8 protein-coding genes are annotated in these 13,288 nt (G+C 62.9%); 6 read left to right on the forward strand and 2 right to left on the reverse strand.

The features are described from left to right. The first annotated feature begins 90 nt into the window (after positions 1–90). Positions 91–909, forward strand: a complete 819-nt coding sequence (locus A0O30_RS00955) for a pyruvate, water dikinase regulatory protein (protein ID WP_016714844.1) — start codon at positions 91–93, stop codon at positions 907–909. Between the two features lie 195 nt (positions 910–1,104). On the opposite strand, the gene A0O30_RS00960 is transcribed toward A0O30_RS00955, so the two are convergent. Continuing rightward, on the reverse strand, positions 1,105–5,970 hold the full coding sequence (locus A0O30_RS00960; RefSeq protein WP_105945264.1) for an NAD-glutamate dehydrogenase: 4,866 nt from the start codon (positions 5,968–5,970) through the stop codon (positions 1,105–1,107). 273 nt (positions 5,971–6,243) lie between these two features. On the opposite strand from A0O30_RS00960, the gene A0O30_RS00965 reads away from it, so the two are divergent. Next, a complete protein-coding gene (locus A0O30_RS00965) occupies positions 6,244–6,597 on the forward strand; it encodes a hypothetical protein (RefSeq protein WP_009684028.1) in 354 nt (117 codons plus the stop codon). 113 nt (positions 6,598–6,710) lie between these two features. On the opposite strand, the gene A0O30_RS00970 is transcribed toward A0O30_RS00965, so the two are convergent. Further along, the gene (locus A0O30_RS00970) at positions 6,711–7,616 is read right to left on the reverse strand and encodes a LysR family transcriptional regulator (RefSeq protein WP_105945265.1); all 906 of its coding nucleotides are present in this window, start codon (positions 7,614–7,616) and stop codon (positions 6,711–6,713) included. 124 nt (positions 7,617–7,740) lie between these two features. Here A0O30_RS00970 and lysA point away from each other — a divergent pair, with 124 nt between their 5' ends. The 4 genes from lysA (at position 7,741) to A0O30_RS00990 (ending at position 13,221) form a co-directional block, all read left to right on the forward strand. Then, on the forward strand, positions 7,741–8,973 hold the full coding sequence (gene lysA / locus A0O30_RS00975; RefSeq protein WP_105945266.1) for a diaminopimelate decarboxylase: 1,233 nt from the start codon (positions 7,741–7,743) through the stop codon (positions 8,971–8,973). A gap of 211 nt (positions 8,974–9,184) precedes the next feature. Next, complete coding sequence (locus A0O30_RS00980; RefSeq protein ID WP_060498830.1) at positions 9,185–9,685, forward strand: sigma-70 family RNA polymerase sigma factor; 501 nt, start codon at positions 9,185–9,187, stop codon at positions 9,683–9,685. Positions 9,686–9,690: 5 nt separating this feature from the next. After that, a complete protein-coding gene (locus A0O30_RS00985; protein ID WP_105945267.1) occupies positions 9,691–10,626 on the forward strand; it encodes a FecR domain-containing protein in 936 nt (311 codons plus the stop codon). Between the two features lie 111 nt (positions 10,627–10,737). Further along, positions 10,738–13,221, forward strand: a complete 2,484-nt coding sequence (locus tag A0O30_RS00990) for a TonB-dependent receptor (protein WP_105945268.1) — start codon at positions 10,738–10,740, stop codon at positions 13,219–13,221. The last annotated feature ends 67 nt before the right edge of the window (positions 13,222–13,288 follow it).

Consider the following 13,288-nt stretch of genomic DNA (forward strand, 5'->3'; position numbering starts at 1 on the left):
GGAAAATAAGTGAGAATGCCGACAGCCGCATTCGGCAAACCGAACTTATCATATCCAAGAAACGTCATCAGCTTAAGGCCCAGATCGCAAATGAAACGAACCGCGTTCTTCATCTCCGACGGCACCGGTATCACTGCCGAAACCCTGGGCCAGAGTTTGCTCGCGCAATTCGAGAGCATTCCGTTCAACAAATTTACCCGCCCGTACATCGATTCGCCGGACAAAGCGCGGACCATGGTCCAGCAAATCAACGCCGCCGCCGAGCGTGACGGGGTGCGCCCGATCATCTTCGACACCATCGTCAATCAGGACATCCGTGAGATCCTGGCGACGTCGAATGGCTTCATGATCGACATCTTTTCATCATTTTTATCCCCGCTCGAGCAGGAATTGACCGCCCATTCGTCGTATTCCGTGGGTAAATCGCACTCGATTGGCGGTAATTCCAACTACATGGAACGCATCGAGGCGGTGAACTTCGCCCTGGACAACGACGACGGCGCGCGTACCCACTACTACGACAAGGCCGACCTGATTCTGGTTGGCGTGTCGCGTTGCGGCAAGACCCCTACCTGCCTGTACATGGCCATGCAGTTCGGCATCCGCGCCGCCAACTACCCGCTCACCGAGGACGACATGGAGCGCCTGCAGCTGCCGGCGGTGCTGAAAAAGCACCACAACAAGCTGTTCGGCCTGACCATCGACCCCGATCGCCTCACCGCCATCCGTCACGAGCGCAAGCCCAACAGCCGCTATTCCAGCTTTGCCCAGTGCGAGTTCGAAGTGCGCGAGGTGGAGAACCTGTTCCGCCGGGAGAACATTCCCAACATCAATTCCACGCATTTTTCGGTGGAGGAGATTTCGGCGAAGATTCTGGTGGAGAAAGGCGTAGAGCGCAGGTTCAAGTAGCACTCGCCCCTGTGGGAGCGGCCTTGTGTCGCGAAAGGGCTGCAAAGCAGCCCCAGAAATTTGTGCGACTCTGCTGAAAATTTGGGGCTGCTTTGCAGCCCTTTCGCGACACAAGGCCGCTCCCACATAGACCGCGCAAGCGCCCAAATAAAAAGCCCCGGCATAGATGCCGGGGCTTTTTATTTCAACTCAAGCTCAGGACGGCACCACCGCCGCCTGCCCGCTCATGGCCAGGTCGACCAGCTCGCGGTTGGCCACCGCGTACATCGCATAGTCGGTGCCCGTGGCATTGCGCAGGTCGTCCAGCATGGCGCGCCAGCGCTCCACCATCACCCGGTGCTGCTCGGCCCACAGCGCCACGCGGGCGTCCATGTCTTCCGGTGCATCGGCCATCTGCAATACCGAGATGGTGATTGCCCGTTGCTGCAGGTCAATGTCATCGCGGAACGCTTCGCGGGCCAAGGCCTGCCAGTTGTTTTCCACCGGCAGGTTGCTGATTTCCTGCAGGTACCAGGTCAGGTCCAGCGCGCTGCCCACGGCGAAGAACGCCTTGGCCACCTGCGCCGGCTCATGGCCGGTAACGTCGGCGGCTTCGATGATCGGCAGCAGGGTGTACAAGTGGCTGGTACCGGCCACCATGCGCGCCAGCAACTCCGGCACACCAGCGTCGACAAAGCTCTGGTAACGCACCATCCAGCGTTCGCGGGTCGGGCCTTCCAGCAGCTCGTCCAGCTTGAGCCCCAACTGCGCGATCTTCGGCCCGAAGTGCGCGGTGTCGCGCCCGGCGTCCTGCTCGTTACGGCGGCTACGCAGGAACCAGCGGGTGGCACGGCGGCCCAGGCGCATCAGCTCGTCCATCAGGGTGAGCTGGATTTCTGCCGGCACCTGGTAGTCCAGGGCCTCGATCTGGCGGAACCAGTGCGGCAGGTGGAAGATGTCGCGCACGATCACATAGGCCCCGGCCACGTTGGCCGGGCTCATGCCGGTCGACTCCTTCAGGCGCTGGACAAAGGTGATGCCCATGTTGTTGACCAGGTCGTTGGCGATCTGGGTGCTGACGATTTCGCGCTTCAGGCGGTGGCGGCGCATGGCCTCGGCGAACTTGCTGACCAGCGACGGCGGGAAGGCGGTTTCCATGTCGCGGGTCAGGTAGTCATCATCCGGCACCAGCGACTTGAGCAGTTGCTCCTTGAGGTCGATCTTGCTGTACGAGATCAGCACCGACAGCTCGGCGCGGGTCAGGCCCTGGCCGGCAGCCAGGCGTTCAGCCAACTGTTCTTCGGACGGCAGGAACTCGATGGCGCGGTCCAGCTTGCCACGGCCTTCCAGGTCGGCCATCAGGCGCTTGTACTCGGCAATCCGCTCGCGGGCGCGGCGGGCCGCCAACGACAGCGCCTGGGTCTGCTTGTAGTTGTTGCCCAGCACCAGGTTGCCGACTTCGTCGGTCATGCTGCCCAGCAGCTGGTTACGCTGCTTCTCGGTCATGTCGCCACCCTGCACCACTTCGTTGAGCAGGATCTTGATGTTGACCTCGTGGTCGGAGCAGTCCACGCCGCCGGCGTTGTCGATGAAGTCGGTGTTGGTGGCGCCGCCGTTCAGGCCGAACTCCACCCGGCCAAGCTGGGTCATGCCCAGGTTGCCACCCTCGCCCACCACTTTGCAGCGCAGTTCATTGCCGTTGACCCGCAGCGCGTCGTTGGCCTTGTCACCGACATCGGCGTGGCTTTCGCTGCTGGCTTTCACGTAGGTACCGATGCCGCCGTTCCACAGCAGGTCGACCGGGGCCTTGAGCAACGCGTTGAGCAGCTCGGTCGGGGTCAGGCGGTCGGCTTCGATGGCGAAGCGCTCTTTCATCTGCGGGCTGATGGCGATGCTTTTGGCACTGCGCGGGAAGATGCCGCCGCCTTCAGACATGATGCTGGTGTCGTAATCGCTCCAGGCCGAACGCGGCAGGTCGAACAGGCGCTTGCGCTCGGCAAAGCTGGACGCAGGCTCGGGGTTGGGGTCGATGAAGATGTGAAGGTGGTTGAATGCCGCCACCAGTTGCAGCTTGTCGGACATCAGCAGGCCGTTGCCGAACACGTCGCCGGCCATGTCGCCCACGCCGATAACGGTGATCGGGTCTTCCTGCACGTTGATGCCGCGCTCGCGGAAGTGGCGCTGCACGCCCACCCAGGCGCCGCGCGCGGTAATGCCCATCTTCTTGTGGTCATAACCGGCCGAGCCGCCCGAGGCGAAGGCATCGCCCAGCCAGAAGCCATAGTCGATGGCAATGCCGTTGGCGATGTCGGAGAAGGTGGCAGTGCCTTTGTCGGCCGCCACCACCAGGTACGGGTCATCATCGTCGTGACGCACCACGTTGGCCGGCGGCACCACGCCACCGTCCTTGAGGTTGTCGGTGATGTCGAGCAGGCCGGAAATGAAGATGCGGTAGCACGCCACGCCTTCGGCGGCAATTTCGTCCCGGCTGCCGCCCAGTGGCAGGCGGCGCGGCAGGAAACCGCCCTTGGCGCCGACCGGCACGATGACCGAGTTCTTCACCTGCTGGGCTTTGACCAGGCCCAGCACTTCGGTACGGAAGTCTTCTTCACGGTCAGACCAGCGCAGGCCGCCACGGGCGACGTTGCCAAAGCGCAGGTGCACGCCCTCGACCCGAGGCGAATAAACGAAGATTTCGAACTTGGGCACCGGCTTGGGCAGTTCGGGGATCAGCTTGGGGTTGAACTTGAAGCTGAAGTACGACTTGTTCTGGCCGTTGGCATCCGGCTGATAGAAGTTGGTGCGCAGGGTGGCCTTGATCAGGTCCAGGTAGCGCCGCAGGATGCGGTCTTCGTTGAGCACCTGCACGTCGTCGAGCGCAGTCAGGATGGCCTGCTCCAGGCGCTGCTGCTTGTCGTCGAGGTCATCCTGGGTGAGCTTGCGCGCCAGGTAGAAGCGGGTCTTGAACAACCGGGTCAGCTCGCGGGCGATGTCGGTGTGGTTGTTCAGGGTGCTGGCGATGTAACCCAGGTCGAAGCCCAGGCGGATCTGCTTCAGGTATCGGGCGTAAGCGCGCAGCAGCGCCACGTCACGCCAAGGCAGGCCAGCGGTGAGTACCAGACGGTTGAAGGCATCGTTCTCGGCATCGCCACGCACGATGTGGATGAAGGCGTCCTGCAGGGTGTCGTTGAGCTGCTGGATATCCAGGCTCAGGCCTTCGCTGTAGGTGAAGGCAAAATCGTGAATCCAGTACTCGCGGCCACTGGCATGGCGCAGGCGATACGGGAATTCGCCCAGCACGCGCAAGCCGAGGTTTTCCAGGATCGGCAACACGTCGGACAGCGCCAGCGGGGTGTCGGCGTGGTACAGCTTGCAGTGCAGGATGCGCTCACCCACCTGGGTCAACGGCTGGTAGAAGCTCATGGCCAGCGGCTTGCTTTCCGACAGGCCCAGCACATGCTGCAGGTCGACAACGGCCGAGTGCGCGGCAAAGCGTTCGCGGTAGCCGGCCGGGAAGCCCTTGGGGAAATCGGCGAGGATGTTGGTGCCTTGGGCTTCGCCGAAGTTCTCCACTACCAGCGTCGAATAATCGTCATGCCACGAACGGCAGGCCTGGATGACTTCGCGTTCCAGCTGCTGCGGGTCGATGTCGATGCGGTTTTTCGGGTCTACCCGCAAAATCAGTTGCACACGGGCCAGCACCGATTCGGAGAAGAAGGTCCAGAACTCGCAGTCGCTGGCCTTCAGGCGCTCCATCAGTACTTGCTGGATTTTCTGTCGCACTTCGGTGGAGTAGATCTCCCGCGGCACGTACGCCAGGCAGTAGCAGAAGCGGCCGTACGGGTCCTTGCGCAGGAACACGCGGATCTTGTTGCGCTCCTGGATCTGCACGATCGCCATGACGGTGGTGAACAGCTCGTCGATCGGCGTCTGGAACAGGTCGTCGCGCGGCAGCACCTCCAGCACCTGGGCCAGTTCCTTGCCGAGGTGGGCCTTGGGGTCGAAGCCCGAGCGGCGCTCGACTTCGGCTACCTTGACGCGGATGTAAGGGATGGCATGCACGCTTTCGCCATACACCGACGAGGTGTACAGGCCCATGAAGCGGTGTTCCTTGATGACCTTGCCGTCGGCGTCCAGCTGGCGGATCGACACGTAGTCCGGGTAGGCCGGGCGGTGCACGCGGCTAGGCAGCGCGGCCTTGGCGAACGACAGCAGCAGCGGCTCGTTGAGGTAGGCCACGGCGTAGTCTTCGATGCGCAGCTCTTCAGCCGTCAGGCCCACGCGCAGGCGGCGCGGCAGGCCGAGGAACGACTGCTCGTCGTAAACCATCTGGCCGCCATCGGCGTCGCCCTTGACGGTGAACTCTTCATAGCCCAGGAAGGTGAAGTGGTTGTCCAGCAGCCACTCGAGGAAGGCCTTGACCTCGCCCTTTTCGTGTTGCGCCGGGCCGAAGGCGGTCTGTTCCACCTCGGCCACCACGTCACGCAGCTTGGCCTTCATCGGCTCGAAATCGGCGACTGCCACCCGCACCTCGGCCAGCACCTGCTCGATCTCGCGGGCCAGCACGGTCAGCTCAGCGGCATTGGCGCAGCGGTCGATCTCCAGGTACATCAGCGACTCGTGGCGCACGCCCTCGCCCTGGGTACCCTTGGGCAGCAGTTCCAGCAGCTCGCCCTTGGCGCCACGGCGCACGCTGAGCACGGTGGTTTGCAGGGTGTGAATGCTGTAGCCACGGCGGTTGAGCTCGGTGCGCACCGAGTCGACCAAAAACGGCAGGTCGTGGTGCAGCACCTCGACCACGGTGTGGGTCGATTGCCAGCCGTTGCGCTCGTAATCAGGGTTGTATACCCGCACTTGCGGGTATTCGGGGTCGAAACGTTCGATGATGCGCCAGGCTGACAGGGTGCAGCCGGCCAGGTCGGAAAGCCTGCGCTGGGTGAGTTCGTCCAGAGAGATGATGCCGAAGAACTGCTCGGCGAACAGCGCCACTTGTGGCAGGGACTGTTCGCTGATGTGCTGCGCCAGGGCCGCTTGCAGTTGATGCTGGAAGTCGGCTTTGCTGGCTGCGGTGAAGAACGCCATCTGTGGTACTCCGCTTGGGCTTTGTAATAGTTGAAGCGTCGCTGCGTGCGCCGTGTACGGATCAACGATAGCCAACCCGTGGCAAGGCGGACGGTAAAACCAGGCGTTGAACGTGCGCGGGCACGCCCAGGGCTCGCCGAAGCTTAACGACTGATCGGTCATCAAGGCTTGCAGCGCTGCGACAATTTCGGTCAAGGGGCGGTAACTTTACGTTTATGCCTGTACGCAAGACTGTCAGAATTCCCTTCCATTCACTTTGATCCGAGCCCGCTCATGCAAATCAACACCGCCCTGCTCTTCGCCACCCCTTGCGATGACGAGGAAGACAACATGGCGACCCTGTGCTGCCACAGCGACAAGGGCCAGATGTTTCTGCTTACCCGCTACCCGGACGAAGACACCGTCGACCTGACCCTGGATGACGAGCCATCGACGCTGGACGGGCTGAAAGTGACCCTGAGCGCCAAGCGCCTGCTGATTGAAGTGGCCGCCGGCGACCGCGATGCGCTGAAGGGGGATGAGGTGCTGGAAATCAACCTGACCAGCGACCTGAGCGACCTGGATGAAGTGAAAGAAACCCTGGAGAACATCCTGGCCGGGACCGGGACCTTCGTCTGCGAGCTGTGATTACCTGAACACAAGCGCGGTCTCTGTGGGAGCGGGCGTGCCCGCGAACACCGGCACAGCCGGTGCCATCCATCGCGTCGCCTGCTTCGCGGGCTTGCCCGCTCCCACAAGGTTCAAGCCAACGCTTGTTGCATCTCTTTAGCCTGCACCCGCAACGCCTCGCAAAACGGCTCCACCGCCGCCGATGCCGGCCGGTGATCCGGCCGTATCAGCATCACCTGGTACGGCACCGACACCCGCAACCTGCGAATCGGCAACCCGCCCTGCGCCGCCTCCAGCCCGCTCAACGGGTTGATGATCGCCACCCCCAACCCTTGCCTGACCATGGCACACACCGAGGCGGCACTGGTGGTCTCGATCACCGTGCGGCGGTTTACCCCCGCCGCGCGAAAGTGCTGGTCCAGGCGCTGGCGGTAAGTGTCCAGGCAGGCCAGGTTGATGAAGTCCACCTCATGAAAGTCGGCAAGTTCCAGCTCGGCTTTTGCCTGTAGCGGGTGATGCGCGGGCAGCACGCACACCATGTTGGCGCTGAACAGCAGCTCGCCATAGGCACCGCGCGGTATCTGCTCGACCTCGGTCAGGCCAAGGTCGTGCTGCTGGGCCACCAGAGACTCTTCCAGCAATGGCGATTCCTGCGCCAGGATACTCACGCTCACGCCCCGATGCTGTTGGTGGAAACGCTGGCAAGCCTTGGGCAGCAACGTCTGGGAGAACAGCGGCAGGCACGTGATGGCCAGCCTCCCCTGCTCGAAATTGCGAATGGCCTGGGCAAAACGGTCGATCCGCTCCAGCCCGACGTAGGCGCGCTCGACCTCTTCGATCAACAGCAACGCCTGGGCAGTCGCCACCAGGCGCCCACCCTCGCGCTCGAACAGGTTCAGCCCGGTTACCTGCTCCAGCCGCGCCAGCTCGCGGCTGACAGTGGGCTGCGAGGTAAACAGCAGGCGCGCAGCACCGGTCACACTGCCAGCGGCCATGATGGCGCGGAACACTTCGATATGGCGGACGGAGAGTTTCACAGCAGTACCCGGCAAAGTCAGCAATTGGTATATCAGATATGAATGACCGTCAGAAAAATAGCTATTTTTCTGAATTCCTTGTTTGGCTCATCCTCGTGGTCATCCTTATATGAGTAGCGCCACCATGACCGCACCTTTCTCCCTCCTGGCCGAAGCTGTCCGCCAGCACGGCTCGCCGCTGTGGGCGTACGACGCCAGCACCATCGCCGAACGTGTCGAGCAGCTGAAGGTGTTCGACACCGTACGCTTCGCCCAGAAAGCCAACCCTAACCTGCATGTGCTGCGCCTGATGCGTGCCCATGGCCTGGTGCTGGACGCGGTGTCGCTGGGTGAGATGGAGCGGGCCTTTGCCGCCGGTGCGAGTGTGGACGGCGACCCCGCCGGCGTGGTGCTGACCTGCGACGCGCTGGACCGGCCGACCCTGGAGCGCGTGGTGGCCTCGAAGATCGAAGTCAACGCCGGTTCCATCGACATGCTGCGCCAGCTGGGTGAACGCTCGCCCGGCCACCGTGTGTGGATCCGCATCAACCCGGGCTTTGGCCATGGCCACAGCCGCAAGACCAACACCGGCGGCGAGAACAGCAAGCACGGCATCTGGCACGAAGAGCTGGATGAGGCACTGGCCTGCATCAAGGCCCATGGCCTGCACCTGGTGGGCGTGCACATGCACATTGGTTCCGGTGTGGACTACCAGCACCTGGAGCAGGTGGCTCGCTCGATGATCGAGCTGATTGGCCGCCTGGGCGTGGACATCGAAGCGTTTTCCATCGGCGGCGGGCTCTCCACCCCGTACCGCAGCACCGACAAACCGGTCGACCTGCAGCGCTACGCCCAGACCTGGGCGGTGGCACGCAAGGAAATCGAAGCGATGCTCGGCCACCCGGTGCGCATGGAGATCGAGCCTGGTCGCTTCCTGGTGGCGGAATCCGGCTACCTGGTGGCCGAAGTGCGCGCCGTGAAGCAGGTGGGGCGCAATACCTTCGTGATGATCGACGCCGGCTTCAACGACCTGATGCGCCCGGCGATGTACGGTGCGTACCACGGCATGACCCTGCTCGATGCCAACGGCCAGCCAGTGGACCGACCACGCCAGCCGACCGTGGTGGCCGGGCCGCTGTGCGAGTCGGGGGATGTGTTTACCCAGGATGACCAGGAACTGACCCCACAGGACCTGCCCCAGGCGCAGGTGGGCGACTTGCTGGTGATTCACGATGCCGGGGCCTATGGCGCGTCGATGTCGTCGAACTACAACAGCCGGCCGTTGCTGCCGGAGTTCCTGATCGAGGAAGGGGCGCTGCGCATGATTCGCCGGCGGCAGACCATGCAGGACCTGCTGGGCCTGGAGGCGGGGTTCTAAATCACCGTACTTGGGGCTGCTGCGCAGCCCATCGCCGGCAAGCCAGCTCCCACAGGGATGTACAAATCCTGAGGTTTGCGCTGTACCTGTGGGAGCTGGCTTGCCGGCGATGGGCCGCAAAGCGGCCCCCATGACACAAACCCTCCTTGCAATCACCTTGGCTCATCGCGACAATGCGATCAATTCCTATTCATATTGCGAATTTGACGCCATGTCGACGCTCGATCACCAGGCCCTTCACCAGCTCTACAGCGAAAACAACAGCTGGCTGAAAGGCTGGCTGCGCGCCCGCCTGGGAAACGCAGCCGATGCATCCGACCTGGCGCACGATACGTTCCTGCGGGTGATGACGGCCCGCAGCCAGCTCCCCATTCGCGAACCGCGCAGCTACCTCAGCGCCATCGCCCGCTCCCTGCTGATCGACAAAGTGCGCCGCCGCGCCATCGAAAAAGCCTACCTGCAAGCCCTGGCCCTGCGCCCGGAGCCGGTGGAGGTATCACCCGAGGTTCGCCTGTCGATCATCGAAATGCTGATGGCCGTGGACAGCCTGCTCGACGAACTCGGCCCCAAGACCCGTGCCATCTTTCTCGCCGTGCAACTGGAAGGCCTGACCTACGGTGCTGCGGCCGAGCGCTTCGGTGTGTCGGTCACCACGGTGAAGAATCACCTGATCAAGGCCATGACCCGCTGCCTGCTGGCAGTCGAAGGCTGAACGGCATGGACGTCAAAACCCTGGAAGCCGCCGCCACCTGGTACGTGCAGCTCAACGATGGCGACAGCAATGAAGCCCGCACCCACGCCTGGCGCCAGTGGCTGCAGGCCAGCCCTCAGCATGCCGCTGCCTGGGCGCGCGTTGAAAAGCTTCAGCAACAATGGGCCATGGTGCCGCCACACGCGGCGCTGTCCAGCCTGGGCGCGGCGCAGACGCAGCGGCGCGATGTGCTGAAAGTGCTGAGCCTGCTGCTGGCCATGGGCGGCGGTGGCTGGCTGGCAACCGAGCAGGTGCCCTATCGCGCCTTGATGGCGCAACAACGTACCGGTACCGGCGAGCGGCGCGCTGTAGGGCTGGCGGATGGCTCGCAGCTGGAACTGAACGTGGGTACGGCGCTGGATGTGCGCTTTGACAGAAAAGTGCGGGCAATCCAGCTGTACCAGGGGGAGATCCTCGTGCGCCCGGCCAGCGACATTCAGCAGCGCCCGTTCATCGTGCACACCGACGACGGCAGCGTGCTGGCCCGCAGTACCGAGTTCAGCGTTCGCAAACTGGCACAGCAGACACGCGTGGGCGTGTTGCAGGCCAGCGTCGATGTACGCCCGCAGCGCCATCCTGACCGGGTGCTGCACGTGCAGGCCGGGCAGCAAACCAGCTTTGACCAGCAAGACTTCACCCTTGCCCATGCCCTGCCCGCCGACTCCACGGCCTGGCTACAGGGCATGCTGAGCGTGAACGACTGGCGCCTGGGCGACTTCATCGAAGAGCTGGGCCGCTATCGGCCGGGCGTGCTGCGCTGCGCCTCATCAATCCGGGCCATGAGCATTTCCGGCGCATTCCGTATCGACGATACCGATATCGCGCTGGCCAACCTGCCGAAAACCCTGCCTGTAAAGGTGCGCTACCTCAGCCGCTACTGGGTGAATGTGGAACCTGCCTGAACGGCTGGTGAAAAAACTTTCGCTCAAATCTTGCTGATTTTGATTCTCGTCCGTCCCTGACACAAGCCGCGACGACAGCGACTTTCTGCCATGACACGGAAGGATCACCCAATGCCTCACCTGCACCCCACCCCTACCACGCTGAGCCAGGCCGTGCGCCTGGTGCTGTTCGGCATGTCCCTGGCCAGCGCGCCAGGCCTGCTGCTGATGCCTGCCCAGGCAATGGCCCAGAGTCAGACCGCCTACCATGTTGCAGCAGGCCCACTGGGCAACGCCATCACCCAGTTTGGCGTGCAGGCGGGCGTCACCATTTCGTTCGACACCGAACAAACCCGCAACCTGAACAGCGCGGGCCTGGAGGGCAGCTACAGCATTGAGGAAGGGTTGGTGCGCCTACTGGGCAACAGTGGTTTTCGGGCACAGCGCCAGGGCAATGGCGGTTACGTGCTGGTGCCGTCAGACAACGGCTCGGCAATGGAGTTGGGGCCACTGAACATCGATGCCAACCGGCTGGATGCGACCAGCGAAGGCACTGAGTCTTACACCGCCCGCGCCGTGACCATCGGCAAGGGTGTGCACACGCTGAAGGAAACCCCGCAGTCGGTCACCGTCATGACCCGCAAGATGCTCGACGACCAGAACCTCAACACCCTGGAACAGGTGCTGGACAAGACCCCGGGCATCACCGTGTACGACTCGCCCATGGGCGGCAAGTATTTCTATTCCCGCGGCTTCAACCTGGACGGCCAGTACCAGTACGACGGCGTGCCGCTGGATGTGGGTGGCAACTACGTACAGGCCAACAGCTTTTCCAGCGACATGGCGTTCTACGACCGCGTCGAAATTCTCAAGGGTGCGGCTGGCATGATGAAGGGCTCGGGCTCCTCCGCCGGTGGCGTCAACTTCGTGCGCAAACGCGGCCAGGAAAAAGCCGCTACCACCGTCACCCTGTCTGCCGGCAGCTGGGACAACTACCGCGGCCAGGTCGATGTGGGCGGCCCGCTCAACGAATCCGGCACGGTGCGTGGCCGCGCCGTAGCGGCGCTGCAGGACCGTCAGTACTTCTATGACATTGCCAAGCGCCAGGACCAGATTCTGTACGGCGCCATCGACTGGGATGTCAGCCCCGACACTACCCTGGGCTTTGGCCTGGCCTACGAGGATGTCGATGCCACACCGTGCTACCACGGCCTGCCACGCTATGCCGATGGCAGCGACCTGAAGCTGTCCCGCTCCACCTGCCTGGGCGCTAGCTGGAACGACCTGCAAAGCCAGCGCATTACCGGCTTTGCCGACTTCAAGCACCGTTTCAACGATGACTGGACGCTGAACTTCGCCTCGGTCTACACCCACAACAACCAGAACATCGAATACGGCTATTCCGAAGGTTCGGTACCGGTCGGCGCCACCAGCGCCAACATCGGCCGCTATGCCGGCCGTTTCGACTACGACCAGGACGACTATGGCTTCGATAGCTACGTCGATGGCAAGTTCGAAGCCTTCGGCCTGCAGCACGAGCTGATCATCGGTGCCAACGCCAGCCGTCAGAAAACCCATGACTACTTCGCGCTGATGGGGTTGAGCGGTAGCCAGAACCCGTTCGCCCCATCGGCGGACTTCCCGCACCCGTCCAAAGATGATTACCTCGTCCTCCCCCTGCGAGGCGGTAGCATTCCCACCGACTCCACCACGACCCAATATGGCACCTACGCCAACCTGCGCCTGAAGCTGGCAGAACCACTGACCCTGGTACTGGGCACCCGAGTCAGCTGGTACCGCAACAAGAGCGATTCTTACACCCAGCGCTATGAAAACTGGGTAAACAATCGCAGCCAGGAAAACGGCCAGGTCACGCCGTTCGCCGCCGTGCTGTATGACCTGAACGACCAGTGGACCGCCTACGCCAGCTACGCCGACATCTTCCAGCCGCAAAGCGAAAAGAAGAACGCCGAAAAACAGTCACTTCAGCCCAAAACCGGTGCCAACTACGAGATTGGCATCAAGGGCGAGCTGCTTGAGGGTGCGTTGAATACGGCGTTCAACCTGTTCCGCACGATCGAGAACCACCGCGCGGAAACCGATTTCGTCGGGACGTGCCCGTCAGGCGACGGCTATTGCTACACCGACAGCGGCAAGGTCCGTGCGCAGGGCTTCGAAGCCGAAATCAGCGGCTCGCCGATCGAGCGCCTGCAGCTGCTGGCGGGTTACACCTACACCCAGACCAAGTACCTGAAAACCATCGAGGACACCGACCCCACCGAGCTGACCTTCACCTCCAGCTTCATCCCGCGGCACATGCTCAAGGTGTGGGGTGACTACCAACTGGGCGGCGCACTTGAACGCTGGACGCTCGGCGCCGGCCTGAACAGCCAGAGCGAAAACTTCCGCACCACGCGCGGCACTCGCGTCGAGCAGGCGGGCTACACCGTGTGGAACGGCCGCGTGCAATACCGGCTTGACCAGAACTGGACCGTCGCCCTCAACGGCAACAACCTGTTCGACAAGAAGTACTATTCCACCATCGGCGCGCCGGCATGGGGCAACTTCTATGGCGAACCGCGTAACTTCATGGTGACGTTGCAAGGGGCGTTCTGAGGCTGACCGACCAGGGCATCGCGAAAAGCATCAGCATTGCTGTAGCCTTACTGCCTTGCCCTCGGGG

Origin of the sequence: Pseudomonas sp. LLC-1, assembly GCF_002992185.1 — a bacterium.
In the GTDB taxonomy this organism is placed as follows: Bacteria; Pseudomonadota; Gammaproteobacteria; order Pseudomonadales; family Pseudomonadaceae; genus Aquipseudomonas; species Aquipseudomonas monteilii.